Raw genomic sequence first — 21,489 nt, 5'->3', positions numbered from 1 at the left:
CACCTCCCCCACGTTTCACGTGTAACCAGCCCGCCGCCCAACTAAGGGGGAGGGGGTGGGCGCGTTCAGGTCCCCGCCACTTACAGGCAAGGGTCAACTCTGCGGAGGAATGCAACGCCCACACGCGCAAGCGGAGCTAGGTCGCACAGCACGCCTGGCGGCATTGCGCCGCTAGGCAGACGTATGACAGGGCGCGAATCGCGGCGGCGGAAGCGAGGACCGTGACGGCAAGGAGCGGACTGTGTCGCAAAGAGCGGACCGTGTCGCAGAGCGAGGGCCGTGACCGCGAGGCGTAGATCGTGATCGCAGGGCGTGGATCACGGCGGGCAAGCGTGCGAGGTAGCCACGATCGGTGCGCTGCGATGTTTCACGTGAAACCGAGCCCCCGGTGAGGCGGGTGGCGAGACGGCGGTCGTGTTTCACGTGAAACCGTGACCGCGTCCCTCGGCGAGAAGCCGGCTGCCGGTGTTTCACGTGAAACACCGGCTACCAGGGTCAGCTCTCGGCTTCGCGCATGGCGCGGGCGGCTTCGGGGGCCATGGTGCCGATGATGCGCTCAAGGTCGTCGATCGTGGCGAACTCCACGACGATGCGCCCCTTGCGACGACCCAGGTCTACCTTGACCTTGGTCTCGAAGTGGTCCGAGAGGCGGTCGGCGAGGTGGGTGAGGCCGGGAGCGGTGGGCTTGGCGGTTTTGCGCTCGCGAGTGGGCTTCTCGGGGGCGGCCTGCGCGCTGCCGAGCGCGACGATCTCCTCGACCGCTCGTACGGAGAGCAGCTCAGCGACGATGCGGGTGGCGAGCCGGATCTGGTCCTCGGGGTTCTCCAGGCCGAGCAGCGCCCGCGCGTGGCCGGCGGAGATCGTGTTGGCGGCCACCTTCAGCTGAACTTCCGGCGGGAGCTTGAGCAGGCGCAGCGTGTTGGTGATGTGTGAACGGGAGCGGCCGACCTTTGTCGCGAGCTGGTCGTGGGTGGCCTGGAAGTCGTCCAGCAACTGCTGGTAGGCGGCGGCTTCTTCCAGGGGGTTGAGCTGTTCGCGCTGAAGGTTCTCGATGAGGGCGTCACGCAGGAGGTCGTCGTCCTGCGTGTTGCGGACGATGGCGGGGATCTGCTCCAGGCCGGCCAGCTTGCAGGCCCGCAGCCGCCGCTCCCCCATGATCAGCTCGTACTGCCCGCCGCCCACCGGACGTACGACGATCGGCTGCAGGAGGCCGACCTCGCTGATCGACGCCTGCAGCTCCTTGAGTCGCTCCTCATCGAAGACCTCACGGGGCTGGCGCGGGTTGGGGACGATGGCGTCCAGGGGCACCTCGTGGAAGTACGCGCCCGCCACCGGCTTCGGGCCTGCGTCGGTCGCCGCACCGTTCGTGGCGGCAACCGTTCCCGTGCCGTCGACAATGGGGCCCGTCGGAATGAGCGCTCCGAGCCCCTTGCCCAATCCCCGCCGCTGCTGGCTCACTGCGTCTCCTCATTCACCCGGCCGAACCCGTTCACTCCAGGAGAGGTTACCGTTGACCACCCGACCGGGTGTCTCCTCGCCACACGCAGTCCCACCGGATTTGCACCGTCATGCCGTCAATGAGACAAAGCACCGCACCGGCGCCCCTCCCCCGGCCGTACGTAGCGTCCCCGTCCGCCCGTTTCGGTGGAAGGGCGCACTCGACCCTCACGCGGGGCTCGCTCCGGAAACGGGTGCGGGAGGACGGGGGCCCGGGACGGTACGCGGAGGACGGGCGACCGGGACAGGCGCGGCCGGCTGCGGCGGGTGGGTGACGAGTGACCCCGGGAGCGCGCGTCCAGCGCGTCCAGCGCGGCGGGCGACCGGCGGGGCAGGCAGCAGGCGGCGGGCGACGAGACCGGGAGGGGCGACCGGGGCGCACGCGACGGACGGACAAACGCGACGCATGCGACGGGTGCAACGGGCGGCAAGCCGAGAGCGGCAGACGGCGGGCACCGGAGGCGGGAGGCCGGGGGCCGAGACCGAGCGCCGAAACCGGAAACCGGAGGGCGGAGACCGGGGCAGGGGTCCTCGATGGGGAAGCCCCGGTCGGGGTTAGACCAGGGCGCGGTGGGCGATCTCGCGGGCGGCGTCCATGTAGGCCATCGCACCGCTGGAGCCCGGGTCGTACGTCATGACCGACTGCCCATAGCTGGGCGCCTCGGACAGGCGGACGCTGCGGGGGATGACCGTGTTGAGCACCGTGTCCCCGAAGTGCGCCCGGACCTCGTCCGCCACCTGCGAGGCCAGCCGGGTGCGGCCGTCGTACATGGTCAGCACGATCGTGGACAGGCGCAGCGTGGGGTTGAGGTGCGCCTTGATGAGGTCGACGTTGCGCAGGAGCTGCCCGAGGCCCTCCAGCGCGTAGTACTCGCACTGGATGGGGATCATGACCTCGTCCGCGGCCACGAGGGCGTTCACTGTGAGGAGGCCGAGCGACGGCGGGCAGTCGATGATGATGTAGTCGAGGTCGAGCGCGTCGTAGGCGGTGAGGGCACGCCGGAGGCGGGCTTCGCGGGCGACCAGGGAGACGAGCTCGATCTCGGCGCCGGCCAGGTCGATGGTCGCCGGGGCGCAGTAGAGGTTGGGCATGTCGGGGACCTGCTTGACGATGTCCGCCATGGGCAGGTCGTCCACGAGCACCTGGTAGACGTCGGGGATGTCGCCACGATGTTCGGTGGCCAGGGCGGTGGAGGCGTTGCCCTGGGGATCGAGGTCGACGACCAGGACGCGTTCGCCGTTCATCGACAGGGCGGCGGCGATGTTGACGGACGTCGTGGTCTTGCCGACACCACCCTTCTGGTTGGCAACGGCGATCACGCGGCACTTGGCGGGTTTGGGCCACGAGTCCTGGCCGGTGTCCGTCTGGGTGGGCAGCTGAGCGGTAGGTGTTTCACGTGAAACCACTGAGTTGAGCGCCTCTCGTACCAACGGAGAATCACCTGGGTTCAGGGGGGTCTTGGTCACGGTCGCCATCCTTTCAACCCGTGGCTTATCGGAGCCGGGAATCTGCTGTCGCGAAACGCCCGATCCGGGCCAGCCGACCCCTCGGGGGCTCTCGGACAGACGGCTGTCCGGCCAGCCAAGACCGCTCTGAGCGACCGGCACGACCGTCACCTCCTTCGTCGCCGCCTGCTGTGCTCCGGCTGGCGACCCGCTATCACCCGAACCAATGTTGCAGGCGGCTCGACCTTACCGTGCCCGACGGTCACAAGCTCGGCCGTTGTCGCCCCGCTGGCGCGCAATTGCGGCTCCGCCTCGGCAAGTTCTTCGGCGGCGCGCTCCCCCTTCATGGCGATGAGCTCGCCGCCCTCGCGCAGCAGGGGCATGGCCCACTTCAGGAGCCGGTCGAGCGGCGCCACGGCGCGGGCGCTGGCCACGTCGAAGACGCGCTTGCCCGCCAGCTCTTCGGCCCGGCCGCGCAGCACCTCGACGTTGTCCAGCTTGAGGGTCTCGACGCATTCCTGGAGGAAGACGGTACGGCGCAGCAGCGGTTCGAGCAGGGTGACCGTGATGTCCTGCCGGACGATCGCCAGCACGAGCCCCGGCAGTCCGGCGCCCGAGCCGATGTCGACCAGGCGCACGTCCGGCGGGATGGCCTCGGCGACGACGGCGCAGTTGAGCAGGTGGCGGTCCCAGATGCGCGGGATCTCGCGGGGACCGAGCAGCCCGCGTACGACGCCGGGGCCGGCCAGCAGCTCCGCGAACGCCTCCGCCCGGTCCCAGGCGTCGCCGGTGAAGACGTCCCGCGCGATGTCCGGCGGGGGCGGCAGCTCGTCGCTCACTGCTGTGATGGCCCTTTCGTAAGGATTCGGGATGCTCCCCCCAGGCTAGGCGGGAGATCGCACTGTCGAAGACTAGCGGGATGCCCTGAACGGAGCCTTGGAGCGCGCCGCCTCATGGGCATCGAAAAGGCGTTCGAAACGCGAACGGCCGCCAGGCGCACGAGGCGGCTGGCGGCCGGGCAGGTCGTGGGCCGGTCAGGCGGGCAGGACCACCACGTAACGGTTGGGCTCCTCACCCTCGGACTCGCTGCGGAGCCCGGCGGCGGCCACCGCGTCATGGACGATCTTGCGCTCGAACGGCGTCATCGGCTGCAGCGGCTTAGGCTCGCCCCGGTCCTTGACCTGGTTGGCCATCTCGGTGCCGAGCTTGGTGAGCTCGGCCCGGCGCCGCTCGCGGTAGCCGCCGACGTCGAGCATCAGGCGGGACCGCTCCCCCGTCTGGCGGTGGACGGCCAGCCGCGTCAGCTCCTGGAGCGCTTCCAGCACCTCACCGGAGGGGCCGATCAACTCGGTGCCCTTGAGCCCGACGACGGAGACCATCGCCCGGTCGCCCTCGACGTCCATGTCGATGTCACCGTCGATGTCGGCGATGTCGAGGAGGCCTTCGACGTAGTCAGCCGCGATCTCGCCCTCCTGCTCGAGCGCGCTGATGTCAGGAGCCTTCTCCTGCTCGGCCTCGGTCATGGCCGGCCTCTCCTTCGTAATCACGACTTCTTGCTGCCGGTGCGCTTGCTACGGGACTGGCGGCTGGGCTGGTTCCTGACGATCTTAGGCGCAGGAGGCGGAGGAGGGGGCTCCTCTTCGGGAGTCTTGCGAAGCTTGGCCATGAGGCTGGGCTTCGTCTTGACCGGGATCACGTTGCCCTTGGCGTCGAACTGGGGCATCGGGTTGCGGCTGTAGAACCAGTGCTGCTGACCGAGCGTCCACACGTTGGTGGTCACCCAGTACATGATCAGACCGAGCGGGAAGTTCAGGCTGAAGAAAGCGAACAGCGGCGAGATGTACATGAGCAGCTTCTGCTGCTGCGCCATGGGGTTGTCGGGCATCTGCGCCATGGACCGGGTGACGCTCTGCCGGACGGTGAGGAACGTGGTCAGCGAGCTGACGGCCACGAAGATGCCCAGAACGATCTTCGTCTGGAGCGGCACGGCGTCGAGCGCGATGATGTCCTGGTCGGACATGAAGAAGGTGGCCGGCACCGGCGCGCCGAAGACGTGCGCGGCCCGGGCGCTGGCGACGAGCTCCGGCGACATCCCGTACACCGCGCGGCCGTTGGCCATGGCCTGCAGCACGGTGAACATCGAGATGAAGATGGGGAACTGGGCCAGGATGGGCAGACAGCCGCCGAGCGGGTTGGCCCCGGCGCCCTGGTAGAGCGCCATGACCTCCTGGTTCATGCGCTGCTTGTCGTTCTTGTAGCGCTTGCGCAGCTCCGCCACCTTGGGGGCGAGCTCCTGCATCTTCTTGGAGGACCGCATCTGCTTGAGGAAGAGCGGGAAGATGAGGATCCGCATGAGCACGGTGAGCGTGACGATGGTCAGCAACCACGTCAGGCCGCTATCCGGGTTCAGGAAGGTGCTGTAACCCGTATGGATCCAGGTGATGACGAAGGCTACGGCTTCATAGAGCCAGCTCAGCCAGGACAGCTCCACCGAGCTATCTCCCTTGCGTTTCGTGGGACCGAACCGGGCGTGGGGGCACCGGGTCTATACCTCCGGGATGGAATGGGTGGCACCGCCCGATGCGCCGGACAGTCAACCATGTGCCGCGCAATGCTCCGTGAACGGCTATCGCCTCGAGCCCGTACGCGCTGCAGGACGGGTAGAAACGGCAGCGTGGACCGAGCATCGGGCTGATGAACGCCCGGTAGAACCGAATGGGCACGAGCAGCACCCGAGCGGGGAGGCTCGCTGTCCCTAGCGGTTGCTCCGTCATCTCCGTCCATCCGTCGAGGACTCGCGCCGCCTGAGCAAACGGTCGAGCGCGAGGTCGAGCTCGGCGGCTAGGTGCTCGGATCGCGCTGACGCGGCCGGGGGGTTGGCGCGTACCACAAGCAGGCTACCTCTCGGAAGCCGGTGGAGACGGTCTCGCATCAGGTGTCGAAGCCGACGCTTGACCTTGTTGCGGACGACCGCGCCTCCGACGGCCCGGCTCACTACAAAACCCACCAGAGGTGTCCCTTCCCCTGAAATGGTGAGATGCACCACCAGGGTGGGGCGGCCCGCGCGTTTACCGCGCTTGATGGCCGCCTTGAACTCCTCCCCGCGCCGCATGCGGGACTGTCGGGAAAGCACCGTATACGCCTATCGCCCGCCGGCGGAGTGCACCGGCGGGCGGACGATCACGCGCAGGACGGTCAGGCCGACAGCTTCTCGCGACCCTTGCGGCGGCGAGCGGCGAGGATGGCGCGACCGGCCCGGGTGCGCATCCGCAGCCGGAAGCCGTGGGTCTTCGCGCGGCGACGGTTGTTCGGCTGGAAAGTACGCTTGCTCACGAGTGGGCTCCAGGCTTGAAGGTGCGCACGAGGCGCTGAACACACATGGCTGGCCTGCCGAGTTAGCGAGGCACGCGAAATAGCCGTCGCGCGACAGACCGACCTCCGTACGGTACGGGGCGGAGCGGCCCAGGTCAAACCGGAACTGGTTATCCACGTATCCACAGGCGACTTTTCCACCGCCCCCGGGACGTCCACAGTATGTGCACCCAGGCACCGCTAGGCTGTGGACAACGTCTTGAACACAGCTGTGCACGAAGATACTGTCGGGCCTTTCGGAGCCACTTCAGGCTGTGCACAACCTGTGGATCACCTGTGGAGATCCTGGGCATCCAGCCCGGGCGCGGCGCTGTGGACGACAGGGGCCGGCCGCCGCCGCGGCGAGTCCCCGATGTGGATAAACACGCGTGTGGACGACCACGCGGGTGGATGAACGATCGCGGGGGGCCGCGACAGGGAGGAGGGGGAGCCGCACCATGAACGGTGTCGACCTCGACACGGTATGGAAGAGGGCGCTGGGCAACTTTCTCAATGAGAACGTGCCGGTCCAGCAGCGCACGTGGCTCTCCATGGTCCGCCCGATCGCCCTGGCGGACGACACGATCGTGCTGGGCGTCCCCAACGACTTCCTGAAGGACCTCATCGAGGGCAAGCTGCGGCCGCTCGTGGCGCACGCGCTCTCCCAGGAGCTCGGCCGGGCGATGCGGCTGGCCGTGATGATCGACACAACGGCTCCCGAGCAGCCGATGCAGGACCTTCATCCACAGCCTGTGGTTCAGAATTATCCCCAGAGCCCGGATCCCCAGCCGCGCTATCCCCAGGGGCCGTCGTCCCAGCACTACCAGGCTTCCGAGCCTCCGCAGTTCTATTCTCCACAGCCCGAGCCGGCGCAGTCGTCCACCGAATATCCACAGCCTGCCTTCACTTTTGAACAGGCACAGCCCGCTGTGCAAAAGGCGCCGGAGCCCACCCAGAACAGGTGGGAGGCCAAGAGCAACAAGCCCAGCGAACCGGCCAGACTCAACCAAAAGTACACATTCGAGACATTCGTCATCGGAGCCAGCAACCGTTTCGCCCACGCCGCGGCCGTGGCCGTCGCCGAATCCCCCGCGAAGGCGTACAACCCCCTCTTCATTTACGGCGACTCGGGGCTGGGGAAGACCCACCTGCTGCACGCGATCGGGCATTACGCGCAGAGCCTGTACGACGGCGCGCGGGTGAGATACGTGAGCTCCGAGGAGTTCACCAACGACTTCATCAACAGCATCCGCGACCACAAGGCCGACGGCTTCCGCGGACGCTACCGGGCGATCGACATCCTGCTGGTGGACGACATCCAGTTCCTGGAGGGCAAGGAGCAGACGCAGGAGGAGTTCTTCCACACCTTCAACACGCTGCACAACGCCAACAAGCAGATCGTCATCTCCAGCGACCGGGCGCCCAAGCAGCTCATCACGCTGGAGGACCGGCTGCGCAACCGGTTCGAGTGGGGCCTGATCACCGACGTCCAGCCGCCCGAGCTGGAGACGCGGATCGCCATCCTGAGGAAGAAGGCCATACAGGAGGGCCTGGCCGCGCCGCCCGAGGTGCTCGAGTACATCGCCAGCCGGATCTCCACCAACATCCGGGAGCTGGAGGGCGCGCTGATCAGGGTGACCGCGTTCGCCAGCCTCAACAGGCAGGGCGTCGACCTCCAGCTCGCCGAGGTCGTGCTGAAGGACCTGATCACCTCCGACTCCGGGCCGGAGATCACGGTCGCCACGATCATGGCGAAGACCGCCGAGTACTTCGGCATCAGCATCGACGACCTGTGCGGCAGCTCGCGCAGCAGGGCGCTGGTGAACGCCCGGCAGATCGCCATGTACCTGATCCGGGAGCTGACGGAGCTGTCGCTGCCCAAGATCGGCCAGCAGTTCGGCGGCCGTGACCACACCACCGTGATGCACGCCGAGCGCAAGATCCGCTCGCTCATCGCGGAGCGAAGGTCGATGTACAACCAGGTCAACGAGCTAACAATGCGTATCAAGCAGACATCGCCCGGGGCCTAGTCGTTATGCACAGCCTGTGGAAAACACTGTGGATCTGGGAAAACGTCGGAAGAGGCCCGTCGTACGCCCCATATTGCCCAGAAAAATTCCGCACAACGGCTGGGGATAACCCTGGGGACATCCTGAGGACAACTTGGGGACAACATGTGGATGACCTGTGGACGCCCTGTGCACAGTCGATCTGGGGCTCCAAAAGAGGGGTCTCTACCCCGTGGATAACCTGTGGAAACCTCGTGGATAACCGGTGGACGAAGGCACCAAGATCTGGGGATGGCCTGTGGGCGAAGAATCCCCGTCCACAGCCGCGAAAGTTACCCCCAGGCGTCACCCACAGCCCCGGTGGATGAAAACAGGGGCGCTGAGCAGGGAAGACGCGGGTTATCCACACTATCCACCGCCCCTAGTGTGATGACTTCACTTATCTCTTAAGAAGAAACTCAAGACCCATAGAGGGGTTCTCCCGGATCTCAGGTGCGGGAGACGAGACACTCAAGATTCATCGACGACCCAGGAGGCTGATCACCGTGATGTTCCGAATCGAGCGAGACGTCCTCGCTGAGGCGGTGGCATGGACGGCACGCAGCCTTCCCGCACGGCCGTCGGTCCCCGTCCTCGCCGGCATGCGCCTCGAGGTCACCGAGGAGCAGAAGCTCAAGCTGTCCGGCTTCGACTACGAGGTCTCCGCCGAGGTCACGCTGGAGCTGCACACCGGTGAGCCCGGCGTGGTCCTGGTCTCCGGCAAGCTGCTCGCCGAGATCACCCGCGCGCTTCCCGCACAGCCTGTGGATTTCGTCGTCGACGGAGCCAAGGCGGTCGTCACGTGCGGCAGCGCCCGCTTCACCCTGCTCACCATGCCTGTGGAGGACTACCCGTCGCTCCCGGCCATGCCGCCCGCGGCCGGCCGTGTCGGCAGCGACGTGTTCGCCTCCGCCGTCAGCCAGGTCGCCGTCGCCGCCGGTCGTGACGACACGCTGCCCATGCTCACCGGCGTGCGGATGGAGATCGAGGGCGACACGGTCACCCTGGCCGCCACCGACCGCTACCGGCTGGCCGTGCGCGAGCTCAAGTGGCAGCCGGGCCAGCCCGACTTCTCGGCCATCGCGATGATCCCCGGCAAGACGCTCGCCGACACCGCCAAGGCGCTCGGCGGCACCGGCGCCGAGGTCGAGGTCGCGCTCAGCTCCGCCGGAGGCACCGGCGAAGGCATGATCGGCTTCTCCAGCGCCGGCCGCCGCACCACCACGCGCCTGCTCGACCCCGAGTTCCCCAAGTACCGCTCGCTGCTGCCGACCGAGTTCTCCGCCCGCGCCGACCTGTCCACAGGCCCGTTCGTCGAGGCGGTCAAGCGCGTGGCCCTGGTCGCCGAGCGCAACACCCCGGTGCGGCTGGCGTTCAGGAGCGGCGAGGTCGTCCTGGAGGCGGGCAGCGGCGACGAGGCCCAGGCCGTCGAGGCGCTGCCGGTCGACTACGACGGCGACGAGATGAACATCGCCTTCAACCACCAGTTCCTGCTGGAGGGTCTCGGCGCGATCGACTCCGACATCGCCAGGCTCCAGATGACCACGTCCACCAAGCCCGCTATCCTCACCGGGGGCAAGCCTGTGGAAGGTGACGGGGCCCCCGACTACCGTTACCTGATCATGCCCATCCGCCTGTCAGGCTGAAATCCGCGTCGGGGATGATGGAAGCCTCACAAGGGGGTAGTAGGGCACCATGCAGATCGGCTTGGTTGGACTGGGCAAGATGGGCGGCAACATGGCCGAGCGGCTGCGCCGCGGCGGCCACGACGTCGTCGGCTACGACCGCGATCCCGCGATCAGCGACGTCGGCAGCCTCAAGGAGCTGACCGAGCGGCTCAGCGCCCCCCGGGTCGTCTGGGTCATGGTGCCGGCCGGCAAGCCCACCCAGCAGACCGTGGACGAGCTCGGCGATCTGCTGTCCGAGGGCGACATCGTCATCGACGGCGGCAACTCCCACTACGTCGACGACCAGAAGCACGCCGCCGAGCTGGCCACCCGCGGCATCGGCTTCGTCGACTGCGGCGTGAGCGGCGGCGTGTGGGGCCTGGAGAACGGCTACGCGCTGATGTGCGGCGGCGACAAGGCCCACGTCGAGCGGCTGATGCCGATCTTCGAGACGCTCAAGCCCGAGGGCGAGGACGGCTTCGTCCACGCCGGCGACGTCGGCGCTGGGCACTTCGCGAAGATGGTTCACAACGGCATCGAGTACGGCATGATGCAGGCGTTCGCCGAGGGCTGGGAGCTTCTGGAGGCCTCCGACGTCGTCAAGGACGTCCGTGGCTCCTTCAGCAGCTGGCGCACCGGCACGGTGATCCGCTCGTGGCTGCTCGACCTGCTGGTGCGGGCGCTGGACGACGACGAGAAGCTGGAGCAGCTGCGCGGCTACGCCCAGGACTCCGGCGAGGGCCGCTGGACGGTCCAGGCTGCCGTGGACCACGCGGTCCCGCTGCCCGTGATCACCGCCGCGCTCTACGCCAGGTTCGCCTCCCGCCAGGACGACTCGCCGGCGATGAAGGTCGTGGCGGCGCTGCGCAACCAGTTCGGCGGCCACGCGACCACGGCGGTCGAGGGCTCGACCGAGAAGGGCGCCGACTCGCCCGGCGCCGACGTCACGCCGCCGCGCGAAGCGGAGTGACCCGAAGGTTCCCGGAGTTTTCCACAGGGTGTGCGCCGGTGACCCCAGTGGCCTGTGGGGCGCACTAACCTTCATGGGGTGCACGTCGCCCACCTCTCGCTGACCGACTTCCGGTCCTACGCGTCCGTGGAGCTCGGCCTGGAGCCGGGCGTCACGGCCCTCGTGGGGCCCAACGGCCAGGGCAAGACCAACCTGGTCGAGGCCCTCGGCTATGTCGCGACGCACTCCAGCCACCGGGTCGCCAGTGACGGCCCGCTGGTGCGTCAGGGGGCGAGCCGGGCGATCGTGCGCTGCGCCGTCCACAGGGACGACCGGCGGGCGCTGGTCGAGCTGGAGATCAACCCGGGCCGGGCCAACCGCGCCAGGCTCAACCGCTCCCCCGTGTCCAGGCCGCGCGACGTCATCGGGCTGCTGCGCACGGTGCTGTTCGCGCCCGAGGACTTGGCGCTGGTCAAGGGCGACCCGTCGGAGCGGCGCCGCTTCCTCGACGACCTGCTGGTGTCGCGGGCGCCTCGGTTCGCCGCCGTGCGGGCCGACTACGACCGGGTGCTCAAGCAGCGCGGCGCGTTGCTCCGCACGGCCTCACAGGCCCGCAGAGGGGCCAGGAGCGGCCGGCGGGCCGAGAGTGACACGGGGTTCGCCGCGGCGGGCGCAGGCGACGTCCTGAGCACGCTGGAGGTGTGGGACGCGCACCTCGCCCGGCACGGCGCCGAGCTGCTGCGCGCCCGGCTCGATCTGATCGACGCGCTGCGCCCGCTGGTCGCCGGAGCCTACGCGGCGCTGGCCCCGACGAGCGCCCCCGCGACCCTCGCCTATCGCAGCACGTTGTCCACAGGTGGGGACGGCGGTGAGGACGAAGTCCCCGGTGAGCGCGGATCTTCCGATGCGCAGACGTTATCCACAGACCTGGGGATAACCCTTGAAGAGCGGCTTCGCGAGCGGCTGCTGGAGGTCCGCCAGGCCGAGCTCGAACGCGGCGTCACACTCATCGGCCCGCACCGCGACGACCTGATCCTCGGACTCGGCGAGCTGCCCGCGCGCGGCTACGCCAGCCACGGCGAGTCCTGGTCGTTCGCGCTGGCGCTGCGGCTGGCCGCCTACGACCTGCTGCGCGCCGACGGCGGCGATCCGGTGCTGATCCTCGACGACGTCTTCGCCGAGCTCGACTCGCAGCGCCGCCGCCGCCTTGCCGAGATCGTCGCCCCGGCCGAGCAGGTGCTCATCACCGCGGCTGTGGACGACGACGTGCCGGCCGAGCTGGCCGGTGCCCGTTTCGACGTCGCCGAGGGGAGCGTACGACGTGTCCGATGAAGACAATCCGACGGCCAGGGGCGCCGCGATGGCGCGGGAGAAGCTGGCCCAGGCCAAGGCCGACGCCGCCAGGCGAGGCCAGCTCCCTCGGCGCGAGCCGAGGCGCAAGGCGGCCGGCCCGCGCCGCGAGGGCGGCGACCCGCAGCTGTTCGGGCGGGCGATCCGCGACCTGCTGTCCGACCGGGGCTGGGAGCGGTCGGCGGCGGTCGGCGCGGTGTTCGGGCGGTGGATCGACATCGTCGGCCCCGACCTGGCCGCGCACACCAAGCCCGAGTCGTTCGACGACGGCGAGGTGCTCGTGGTGGCCGATTCCACGGCGTGGGCGACGCAGGTCAGGCTGCTCGCGCGCACCCTCGTGCGCAGGCTCAACGAGGAGCTCGGCGACGGCACGGTGACGAAGGTCAAGGTCAGGGGCCCGCAGAACGCGCCGCGACCGGCGGGGGGATTGCGGGTGACCGGAAGCAAGGGCCCCGGCGACACCTACGGTTAGGCGCGGCAGGCGATCAGAGAGCCGCAGAGGCGTTGACCCCCCAACCCGGAGGGGGGATGCTTGAGCGGGGGCAAAACGAGCTAGAGAGCATCACAGGCGCGTTCGTTGCCACCTTCGGCCCTCGGAACCGGTAGAATGAAAGCGGATTCCGGACACGTCCGGTTGCGTGTCACCCCGGCAGCATGCCGACTCCCCTGGGTGACCGCGCACGGGGCACTCACGACGGTGACGGGCACGGCAGGGGCAGCTTTGAGCAAACGCCTCCCCCGCCGCGTGTCCGCGGCAGGAGGATTTCGCAGTTGTCCTACGACGCTAGCTCAATCACCGTACTCGAGGGGCTTGAGGCCGTCCGCAAGCGCCCGGGTATGTATATCGGGTCGACCGGTGAACGCGGCCTGCACCACCTCGTCCAGGAGATCGTCGACAACGCCGTGGACGAGGCCCTCGCCGGCTACGCCGACCGCATCGACGTCACGCTCCTGGCAGACAACGGCGTCCGGGTGGTCGACAACGGCCGGGGCATCCCGACCGGCATCCACCCCGTCGAGAAGCGCTCGGCCGTCGAGGTCGTGCTCACCACGCTGCACGCGGGCGGCAAGTTCGACAGCCAGGCCTACGCCGTCTCCGGCGGCCTGCACGGCGTCGGCTCGGCCGTCGTCAACGCGCTGTCGACGGCCATGGAGGTCGAGGTCAAGCAGAACGGCTACTACTGGCGGCTGTTCCTCGACCACTCCAAGCCGAGGGCGCCGCTGGAGCGGGGTGAGGAGACCGACGAGACCGGCACCACCATCACGTTCTGGCCCGACCCCGAGGTCTTCGAGACCACGACGTGGAACTACGAGACGCTCTCGCGCCGCTTCCAGGAGATGGCCTTCCTCAACAAGGGCCTGACCATCACGATCACGGACGAGCGGCCCGACCACATCAACGGCGAGGTCCACCGCGACGAATACCACTACGAGGGCGGCCTGGCCGACTTCGTCCAGCACCTCAACGCCAAGAAGGAGCCGGCGCACGCGTCGATCGTCGCCTTCGAGGAGGAGGGCGACGGCATCGCGGTGGAGATCGCGCTGCAGTGGAACAACTCCTACTCCGAGTCCGTCTACACCTTCGCCAACACGATCAACACGGTCGAGGGCGGCACCCACGAGGAAGGTTTCCGCGCCGCGCTGACGTCCATCGTCAACCGCTACGCGCGCGAGCAGAAGTTCCTCAAGGAGGGCAAGGACGACAACCTCAGCGGCGAGGACGTCCGCGAGGGCCTGACCGCGATCATCTCGGTCAAGCTGTCCGACCCGCAGTTCGAGGGCCAGACGAAGACCAAGCTGGGCAACACCGAGGCCAAGTCGTTCGTGCAGAAGGCGTGCAACGACCACCTGCGCGACTGGTTCGAGCGCAACCCCGGCGAGGCCAAGGACATCATCAACAAGTCGCTGCAGGCCTCCCGCGCCCGCATGGCGGCGCGTCAGGCCCGTGACCTGACGCGGCGCAAGTCGCTGCTGGAGTCGGGCAGCGGCCTGCCCGGCAAGCTGGCCGACTGCCAGTGGAACGACCCGGAGAAGTGCGAGCTGTTCATCGTCGAGGGTGACTCGGCGGGCGGCTCGGCCAAGGGCGGCCGCGACTCGCGCTTCCAGGCGATCCTGCCCATCCGCGGCAAGATCCTCAACGTCGAGAAGGCGCGGATCGACAAGGTCCTGAAGAACAACGAGGTCCAGGCGCTGATCACGGCGCTCGGCACCGGCGTGCACGACGAGTTCGACATCGCCAAGCTGCGCTACCACAAGGTCATCCTCATGGCCGACGCCGACGTCGACGGCCAGCACATCAACACGCTGCTGCTGACGCTGCTGTTCCGGTTCATGCGGCCGCTGATCGAGGCCGGGCACGTCTACCTGTCCTGCCCGCCGCTCTACAAGATCAAGTGGGACCGCAAGGGCGAGGACGCCTCCTACGCCTACTCCGACGCCGAGCGCGACGCCGTCATCCAGGCGGGCATCGCCGCCGGCAAGCCCGACCCGCGGCCGCGCGACAACGTCCAGCGCTTCAAGGGTCTGGGCGAGATGAACGCCGGCCAGCTCTGGGAGACCACCATGAACCCGGCGACGCGGCTGCTGCGCCTGGTCACGCTCGACGACGCGGCGCAGGCCGACGACCTGTTCAGCGTGCTCATGGGCGAAGACGTGGAGGCCCGGCGCGACTTCATCATCCGCAACGCCCGCGACGTCCGCTTCCTCGACGTCTAGCCACACTAAGGACCTTCACCAGTGACGGAAGTGAACACCACTCCCCCGGCTGACCGCATCGAGCCCGTGGACATCCAGTCCGAGATGCAGCGCAGCTACATGGACTACGCGATGTCCGTCATCGTGTCCAGGGCGCTGCCGGACGTGCGCGACGGGCTCAAGCCGGTGCACCGCCGCGTCCTGTACGCGATGTACGACGGCGGCTACCGGCCGGACCGGGGCTACTTCAAGTGCGCCCGCGTCGTCGGCGACGTCATGGGCACCTACCACCCGCACGGCGACACCTCGATCTACGACGCGCTGGTGCGCCTGGCGCAGCACTGGTCGCTGCGCTACCCGCTGGTCGACGGGCAGGGCAACTTCGGCTCGCCGGGCAACGACCCGGCGGCGGCGATGCGCTACACCGAGTGCAAGCTCGCGCCCATCGCCATGGAGATGCTGCGCGACATCGACAAGGACACCGTCGACTTCCGGCCCAACTACGACGGCAAGTCGCAGGAGCCGGACGTGCTGCCGGCCCGCTTCCCGCAGCTGCTCGTCAACGGGTCGGGCGGCATCGCGGTCGGCATGGCCACCAACATCCCGCCGCACAACCTGCGCGAGGTCGCCGCCGCCGTCAAGTGGTGCCTGGAGAACCCGGAGGCGAGCGACGAGGAGCTGCTGGAGGCGTCGATCCGGCTCGTCAAGGGCCCGGACTTCCCCACCAGGGCGCTGATCGTCGGCCGCCGGGGCATCGAGGACGCCTACCGCACCGGCCGGGGCTCGATCACCATGCGGGCCGTGGTCGAGGTCGAGGAGGACGGCAAGGGCCGCCAGGCGCTGGTCGTCACCGAACTGCCCTACCAGGTCAACCCGGACAACCTGGCTCTCAAGATCGCCGAGCTGGTCCGCGAGGGCAAGCTCACCGGCATCGCCGACGTGCGTGACGAGAGCTCCTCCCGGGTCGGCCAGCGCCTGGTGATCGTGCTCAAGCGCGACGCCGTGGCCAAGGTCGTGCTCAACAACCTCTACAAGCACACCCAGCTGCAGGACACCTTCGGGGCCAACATGCTGGCGCTGGTCGACGGCGTGCCGCGTACGCTCCGGCTCGACCAGTTCATCCGGCACTACGTGGCCCACCAGATCGAGGTCATCGTCCGCCGGACGCGCTACCTGCTGCGCAAGGCCGAGGAGCGCGCCCACATCCTGCGCGCGCTGCTCAAGGCCCTCGACCGGCTCGACGAGGTCATCGCGCTGATCCGGGCCTCCGAGTCCGCCTCGCACGCGCAGCAGGGCCTGATGGGCCTGCTGGAGATCGACGAGATCCAGGCGCAGGCCATCCTCGACATGCAGCTGCGCAAGCTCGCCGCCCTGGAGCGCCAGGCGATCCAGGACGAGTACGAGCACCTCATGGCGCAGATCGCCGAGTACAACGCGATCCTCGCCAGCGAGGCCCGCCAGCGGGAGATCGTCAACGAGGAGCTGGGCGAGATCGCCGCCAAGTACGGCGACGACCGGCGTACCGAGATCATCGCGCACGACGGCGACATGTCGATCGAGGACCTCATCGCCGAGGAAGAGATCGTCGTCACCATCACCCGCGGCGGCTACGCCAAGCGCACCAAGACCGACCTCTACCGGGCGCAGAAGCGCGGCGGCAAGGGTGTGCGCGGCGCGCAGCTGCGCCAGGACGACATCGTCGACCACTTCTTCGTCACCACGACCCACCACTGGCTCCTGTTCTTCACCAACAAGGGCCGCGTCTACCGGGTCAAGGCGTACGAGCTGCCCGACGCCGGGCGTGACGCGCGCGGCATGCACCTGGCCAACCTGCTGGCCATGCAGCCCGACGAGACGGTCATGGAGGTCCTCTACCTGCGTGACTACGACGTGGCCCCCTACCTGGTGCTCGCCACGCGCAGCGGCCTGGTCAAGAAGACCCGCCTGTCCGAGTACGACTCCCCCAGGACCGGCGGCCTCATCGCGATCAACCTGCGCGAGGACGACGAGGTGATCGGGGCCCGGCTCGTCTCCGAGGAGGACGACCTGCTGCTCGTCTCCAAGGGCGCCCAGTCGGTCCGCTTCACCGCCTCGGACGAGGCACTGCGCCCCATGGGCCGCGCGACCAGCGGCGTCATCGGGATGCGGTTCCTGGAAGGCGACGAACTTCTCGCCATGAATCGGATCGGCGACGGTCAAGATGTGCTTATCGCCACCAAGGCTGGGTACGCAAAGCGGACACCGATCGACCATTATCCGGTGCAAGGACGTGGCGGCAAGGGCGTGCTGACTGCGAAGATCGTAAGTGCCCGTGGCAAGCTGGTCGGAGCCGTCATGGTGAACCCCGAGGATGAGGTCTTCGCGATCACATCCGCCGGCGGGGTGATCCGGACGAGCGCCGGAGAGATCAAGCAGTCCGGCCGTCAGACCATGGGAGTGCGATTGATGAACCTCGCCGAAGGCGACAGCGTGGTGGCCCTCGCCCGTAACGCCGAGTCCGTGGTCAATTCCATGGACACTTCGGCGGATACCGAGGCTGACGGGGGAGGAGAGTAAGTCATGAGCGCCCAAGGTGGCCCCGCCAGGACCAAAGCGTCCGGGGAGAACGGCCGGCAACAGCCCAAGAAGTCCTCGGAGCCCGAGATCTTCCAGCAGGTTGACGAGGAGGAAGGCTCCACCAGACCAGCGACCCAGCCCGGCCCCAAGCCGGGTCCGCAGCAGCAGCAACCGTCCGGACCGCCCGGGCCTTCGGGACCATCGGGGCCGTCCGGGCCGCCGGGTGGCCCGCCGGGCCGTCCCGACGGCCCGCCGCCCGCCGGTCGGCCGCCGACCGGCCCGCCGCAGACCGGTGACGGCGCCAACGACACGCTTCGGGTACGCCCGTCGGCGCTGACCACCGAGGCGCCGCCGTCGGTCGAGCTGCCCGGCAAGAAGAAGAAGTCGTCGGGCTCCTCGGCCCGGATGCCGCGCAAGGCCCACCTGGTGCTGCGCCGGATCGAGCCGTGGTCAGCCATGAAGTTCAGCTTCGTGGTCTCCCTGGTCTGCTTCGTGGTGCTGTTCGTCGCGGTGGCCGTGCTCTACGGGGTGCTGTCGGCCCTGGGCGTCTTCGACTCGCTCGTCGACCTGGTCAACCAGCTCGGCCAGGGGGAGCAGGGACAGAGCGCGATCCCGATCGACATCGCGTCCTGGTTCGAGCCGGTGCGCATCCTCGGCTACACGGCCCTCATCGGCGCCGTGAACGTCGTTCTGATCACCGCCCTGGCAACGCTGGGCGCGGTCATCTACAACGTCGCCTCCGACCTCGTGGGCGGCGTCGAGGTCACCTTCAGCGAGGCCGAGTAGTCCTCTCCGGTCGCTGCTCGCACCGCGGGTGCGGCGCGAGCAGCTTCCGGGAGGCGGTAAGCTTTTCCCGTTCGAACAAACCGGTTCGCCTCTCTCACGAGGATGCGGTACGGTTCGAGTGCGCGGGGCTATAGCTCAGACGGTTAGAGCGCTTCCCTGATAAGGAAGAGGTCCCAGGTTCAAGTCCTGGTAGCCCCACCCAGCTCAGAGGCCAGATCCCTTTTGGGACTGGCCTCTTTTCGTGCCCGTACAGCAGCAAAGTACAGCAGTTGACGACACCGGCGATGCTGCAATCGGCACCTTCCGTGACCCGTTGTGCCCCCTCCCTGTTCAAGCCTGGTATTTGCCAGACCTGCGCCGACGCGGTGGATATCGAAGGACGGCTTGAACAGGGAGGGGGCACGGGCGCGCGTCCGATGCGAGGCGGGGGTCCGTACGCGAGGAAGACGGAAGCCTGCTGATGCTTGGAGAACCCTCGTGCAGGCCCGAAGCGAGACAGGGCCTCTAGATGCTAGGCCGCTGGTAGATCGTGGAATGAGGCTCTAGGAGAGCCTCTAGACCTAGAGGATCAGGGGTCTAGGCCTAGTGGCGACATCCGACCAGATTCGAGGTCCCGAAAGCGCCACAGGCGGGCGAACGGTTGTGTCGTGAGCTTGGGCCGTCCGGGCGAAGAGGATCTTGTCGGCCACCTCCTGGGCGCCTCCACGCCCTAGTGATGGCGGAGAGAGCCATACCACAGTCCCGCCAGTGGGTAGCCAGACTCCGATTTGGTGGCCCTGGATCGCCGGCCTCTCTACTCGTGGAGATCGCTACACAAGGCATCCCCAAGGAGAGGCAGAGTTGGGGACAACCTGGGGACCACCTGTGGATGAGTTGTCCACAAAAGCCGGACGGTTGTGGTCTGTGTGTGGACAGCGCAGCCCGCCTTGTGGATGAAGAATGGCGAACCTATCTGCGAGTCACGCTTATACCACACAACTCGGACCATGTGGCTTCTAAGTTTGTGACCTGCGCAAACGAAGCACGATCCGTGCTAACGAGCTAGAAGGCGGATGTCCGCCAAGAAACTCAAGATGCATAGAGGGTTCTCGGCGTTCATACGACATGATTCATGCTGTGATGTCATAGTCCTCCCGGTGCGAAGCTCGGCCGCGCGGCACACAGGCCCTAGCCCGTCGAAAGGAGACCCCGCCTGGTGCCGAGACTTCGAGATATAGAACTCCGCAATACGTCACGCGAGAGCTGGCACGGCCTGACGCCCGCAAAGCGGACGGCCCCCTGCTGCAACAGGGAGCCGTCCTCACGTCCGCTACTCCATGGAACTGTGTGAAGGGACGCTTCATCATGAGCCTATTCCAGAGATCTTCGCAGGTTAACGTAGAAAGCGACAGGGAGCCGCCGCGTCTGCCCCAGCGGTGGGTCATCATCCTTGGGTTTGCTACTGCTGTTGGCCTCGCCGTTGGGCTGCCAACCGGGTACGCATTCACGGGAGGTGCTGGGACTGCTGCTGGTCTCGGCATCGCGCTGACCTTCGCTGCATGGCTTCACAAGGTCATGGACTGAAACTCCGGGCGCCTCGCCTTGTGACAAGTTGTGACACACGCTGTCCCGTCCAGTTAGGTGCTGACCTGCCAAAGTGGCAGTGTGACCGTTGTGACACATCCCCCAACTGGTGGCCTGGCCCGACGGGTGATAGAGCCACCAGTGGGGCGGTCCATCACTTGCCGAGAGTGTCACCGAGCTTCCTGAGTGCGTCACGGGTGGCCTCGTCCGTGGCCTCGGTGTAGATCTCCATCGTGACCTTGATCTGGCTGTGTCGGAGAATACGCATCGCGACGCGTGGGTGTACGTCGAGCGCGGCCAGCGGGGTTGCGCAGGTCCCTCGGGTGCCGTGAACCGTGATGCGTCGAACGGCGGCCTTGGTGAGGCGACGGTCAAACCCGCGGTTGAAGTTGCGCGGTTCGATGGGCGTACCGTTCTTCCTGGTGAAGACAAGGCCGGTGTCCGTCCACCTTTCCGACGCTTTGGCCTTGTCGCGTTCCTATTGGTCTTTGCGCAGCTTCAGCGCCGCAAGGCAGATGTCCGTGCAGGCAGCATCGAGCTGGCCATCCCGAAGCTGCGCTCGGGCTCGTACTTCCCCGACTGGCTGCTGGAACGCCGCCGCCGGGCCGAGCAGGCGCTGATCAGCGTCGTGGCCACCAGCTACCTGCTCGGAGTCTCGACCCGCCGGGTGGACAAGCTGATCGAGCAGCTCGCAACCTGCTAACCTGCGTCAGCAAGTCCGCGCAGCCGTTCGTGGCCACCCTGGTGCGCACCATCTTCGACCAGCCCGACAGCGCCTCGGTGCGCGCCCAGCATGCCTGGGTCGTGCAAACGCTCGAGGCCAAGCACCCGGCCGCCGCCGAACATCTGGACACCACCCGCGAAGACCTGATCGCCTTCGCCGCCTTCCCCCGCGAGATCTGGCCGCAGATCTGGTCCAACAACCCGCAGGAACGGCTGAACAAGGAGATCCGCCGCCGCACCGACGTGGTGGGCATCTTCCCCGACCGCCCCTCGATCATCCGACTGGTCGGCGCCGTGCTGGCCGAGCAGACCGACGAGTGGGTCGAAGCACGCCGCTACATGGGCCCGGACGTCCTGGCCAAGGCCCGCGTCCGGGTGATCGGCGGCGACACACCCGCCCACAACACTGTCCCGCAGACACTTACCGCTTAACCTGCAGAAACAGGATCACGCGAGGAGCGATTCATACACCACGTCCGTGGACGTGACCTGAGTGAAGAGGGCAGGCGCGCGCGCCATTGTGTGGGTCGCTGCGTTTCCCCTTGGATGTGTCACAGCGGTCACAGCGTCACTTCCGCAGGTCAGCGCCCCCAGAAGCTGTTACAGCGGGGTGTCACGACCTGTCACATGAGAGTCGCGGTCGCGGCGTGGCAAGCGTTGTACCTGGCCGTAGGCGACGTTTCGGCAACATGGCGGCGAACGCCGCTACCCGCGACCTGCGGGTATACAGGCTGATCAGAGCCTGTTTTGTGGGTCGGGGGGGGGCGCCCCGGCGCCCGGGCCCCCCCCCCCCCGCCGCCGGGGTCACACGCCCCCGAGTAAAAGAGAAGCAAACAACAGAAAAACACCACCACAAAAA

The 21,489-nt window shown here is 67.7% G+C and carries 17 protein-coding genes, 1 tRNA gene and 1 pseudogene; 10 read left to right on the top strand and 9 right to left on the bottom strand.

What is annotated here, in order from left to right; translation table 11 throughout:
- Positions 1-495 precede the first annotated feature (495 nt).
- The 8 genes from AB0G11_RS42485 to rpmH all read right to left on the bottom strand — a co-directional run bounded on the left by AB0G11_RS42485 (position 496) and on the right by rpmH (position 6,276).
- Positions 496-1,458 carry a ParB/RepB/Spo0J family partition protein gene (locus AB0G11_RS42485; RefSeq protein ID WP_357592552.1) on the bottom strand — a complete coding sequence of 321 codons (963 nt, stop codon included), beginning with the start codon at positions 1,456-1,458 and terminating at the stop codon, positions 496-498.
- A gap of 594 nt (positions 1,459-2,052) precedes the next feature.
- The gene (locus tag AB0G11_RS42480) at positions 2,053-2,973 is read right to left on the bottom strand and encodes a ParA family protein (RefSeq protein ID WP_219504372.1); all 921 of its coding nucleotides are present in this window, start codon (positions 2,971-2,973) and stop codon (positions 2,053-2,055) included.
- 137 nt (positions 2,974-3,110) lie between these two features.
- Positions 3,111-3,782, bottom strand: coding sequence for a 16S rRNA (guanine(527)-N(7))-methyltransferase RsmG (gene rsmG / locus AB0G11_RS42475; RefSeq protein WP_219504370.1), 672 nt, complete (start codon positions 3,780-3,782; stop codon positions 3,111-3,113).
- Between the two features lie 195 nt (positions 3,783-3,977).
- Positions 3,978-4,466, bottom strand: coding sequence for a R3H domain-containing nucleic acid-binding protein (locus AB0G11_RS42470; RefSeq protein WP_219504368.1), 489 nt, complete (start codon positions 4,464-4,466; stop codon positions 3,978-3,980).
- A gap of 20 nt (positions 4,467-4,486) precedes the next feature.
- Positions 4,487-5,434, bottom strand: a complete 948-nt coding sequence (gene yidC / locus AB0G11_RS42465) for a membrane protein insertase YidC (protein WP_219504366.1) — start codon at positions 5,432-5,434, stop codon at positions 4,487-4,489.
- A gap of 4 nt (positions 5,435-5,438) precedes the next feature.
- A complete protein-coding gene (gene yidD / locus AB0G11_RS42460; protein ID WP_219504364.1) occupies positions 5,439-5,717 on the bottom strand; it encodes a membrane protein insertion efficiency factor YidD in 279 nt (92 codons plus the stop codon).
- On the bottom strand, positions 5,714-6,076 hold the full coding sequence (gene rnpA / locus AB0G11_RS42455) for a ribonuclease P protein component (protein ID WP_219504361.1): 363 nt from the start codon (positions 6,074-6,076) through the stop codon (positions 5,714-5,716). Before rnpA ends, yidD begins: the two co-directional genes overlap by 4 nt.
- A gap of 62 nt (positions 6,077-6,138) precedes the next feature.
- Complete coding sequence (gene rpmH / locus AB0G11_RS42450) at positions 6,139-6,276, bottom strand: 50S ribosomal protein L34 (RefSeq protein WP_043614899.1); 138 nt, start codon at positions 6,274-6,276, stop codon at positions 6,139-6,141.
- A gap of 476 nt (positions 6,277-6,752) precedes the next feature.
- Here rpmH and dnaA point away from each other — a divergent pair, with 476 nt between their 5' ends.
- The 9 genes from dnaA (at position 6,753) to AB0G11_RS42405 (ending at position 18,542) form a co-directional block, all read left to right on the top strand.
- Complete coding sequence (gene dnaA / locus AB0G11_RS42445) at positions 6,753-8,324, top strand: chromosomal replication initiator protein DnaA (protein WP_219504358.1); 1,572 nt, start codon at positions 6,753-6,755, stop codon at positions 8,322-8,324.
- 524 nt (positions 8,325-8,848) lie between these two features.
- Positions 8,849-9,988: a DNA polymerase III subunit beta gene (gene dnaN, locus AB0G11_RS42440; RefSeq protein ID WP_219504355.1), complete on the top strand. Its 1,140-nt coding sequence runs from the start codon at positions 8,849-8,851 to the stop codon at positions 9,986-9,988.
- A 49-nt stretch (positions 9,989-10,037) separates the two neighbouring features.
- Entirely contained in the window at positions 10,038-10,979 is a 942-nt protein-coding gene (gene gnd / locus AB0G11_RS42435) for a phosphogluconate dehydrogenase (NAD(+)-dependent, decarboxylating) (protein WP_219504353.1), read from the top strand.
- Between the two features lie 78 nt (positions 10,980-11,057).
- Entirely contained in the window at positions 11,058-12,290 is a 1,233-nt protein-coding gene (recF, locus tag AB0G11_RS42430) for a DNA replication/repair protein RecF (RefSeq protein ID WP_219504351.1), read from the top strand.
- Positions 12,280-12,780, top strand: a complete 501-nt coding sequence (locus tag AB0G11_RS42425) for a DciA family protein (protein ID WP_308125721.1) — start codon at positions 12,280-12,282, stop codon at positions 12,778-12,780. Before recF ends, AB0G11_RS42425 begins: the two co-directional genes overlap by 11 nt.
- Positions 12,781-13,079: 299 nt before the next feature.
- Positions 13,080-15,023: a DNA topoisomerase (ATP-hydrolyzing) subunit B gene (gene gyrB / locus AB0G11_RS42420; protein WP_219504349.1), complete on the top strand. Its 1,944-nt coding sequence runs from the start codon at positions 13,080-13,082 to the stop codon at positions 15,021-15,023.
- A gap of 21 nt (positions 15,024-15,044) precedes the next feature.
- Positions 15,045-17,558 (top strand): DNA gyrase subunit A, encoded by a 2,514-nt coding sequence (gyrA, locus tag AB0G11_RS42415; RefSeq protein ID WP_219504347.1) that lies wholly within the window; start codon positions 15,045-15,047, stop codon positions 17,556-17,558.
- Between the two features lie 3 nt (positions 17,559-17,561).
- Positions 17,562-18,344, top strand: coding sequence for a DUF3566 domain-containing protein (locus tag AB0G11_RS42410; RefSeq protein ID WP_357592550.1), 783 nt, complete (start codon positions 17,562-17,564; stop codon positions 18,342-18,344).
- A gap of 124 nt (positions 18,345-18,468) precedes the next feature.
- A tRNA-Ile gene (locus tag AB0G11_RS42405) sits at positions 18,469-18,542 on the top strand.
- A gap of 1,519 nt (positions 18,543-20,061) precedes the next feature.
- Here the strand turns inward: AB0G11_RS42405 and AB0G11_RS42400 are convergent.
- Entirely contained in the window at positions 20,062-20,310 is a 249-nt protein-coding gene (locus tag AB0G11_RS42400) for a tyrosine-type recombinase/integrase (RefSeq protein WP_357592609.1), read from the bottom strand.
- A 123-nt stretch (positions 20,311-20,433) separates the two neighbouring features.
- Here AB0G11_RS42400 and AB0G11_RS42395 point away from each other — a divergent pair.
- A pseudogene (locus tag AB0G11_RS42395) lies at positions 20,434-21,062 on the top strand (transposase); the annotation flags it as partial.
- Positions 21,063-21,489: the final 427 nt, after the last annotated feature.

Origin of the sequence: Nonomuraea sp. NPDC023979, assembly GCF_040639085.1 — a bacterium.
Taxonomy (GTDB): domain Bacteria; phylum Actinomycetota; class Actinomycetes; order Streptosporangiales; family Streptosporangiaceae; genus Nonomuraea; species Nonomuraea ceibae.
The sequence above is the reverse complement of the archived record's forward strand: the minus strand, read 5'-3'. Positions and strand labels throughout refer to the sequence as shown.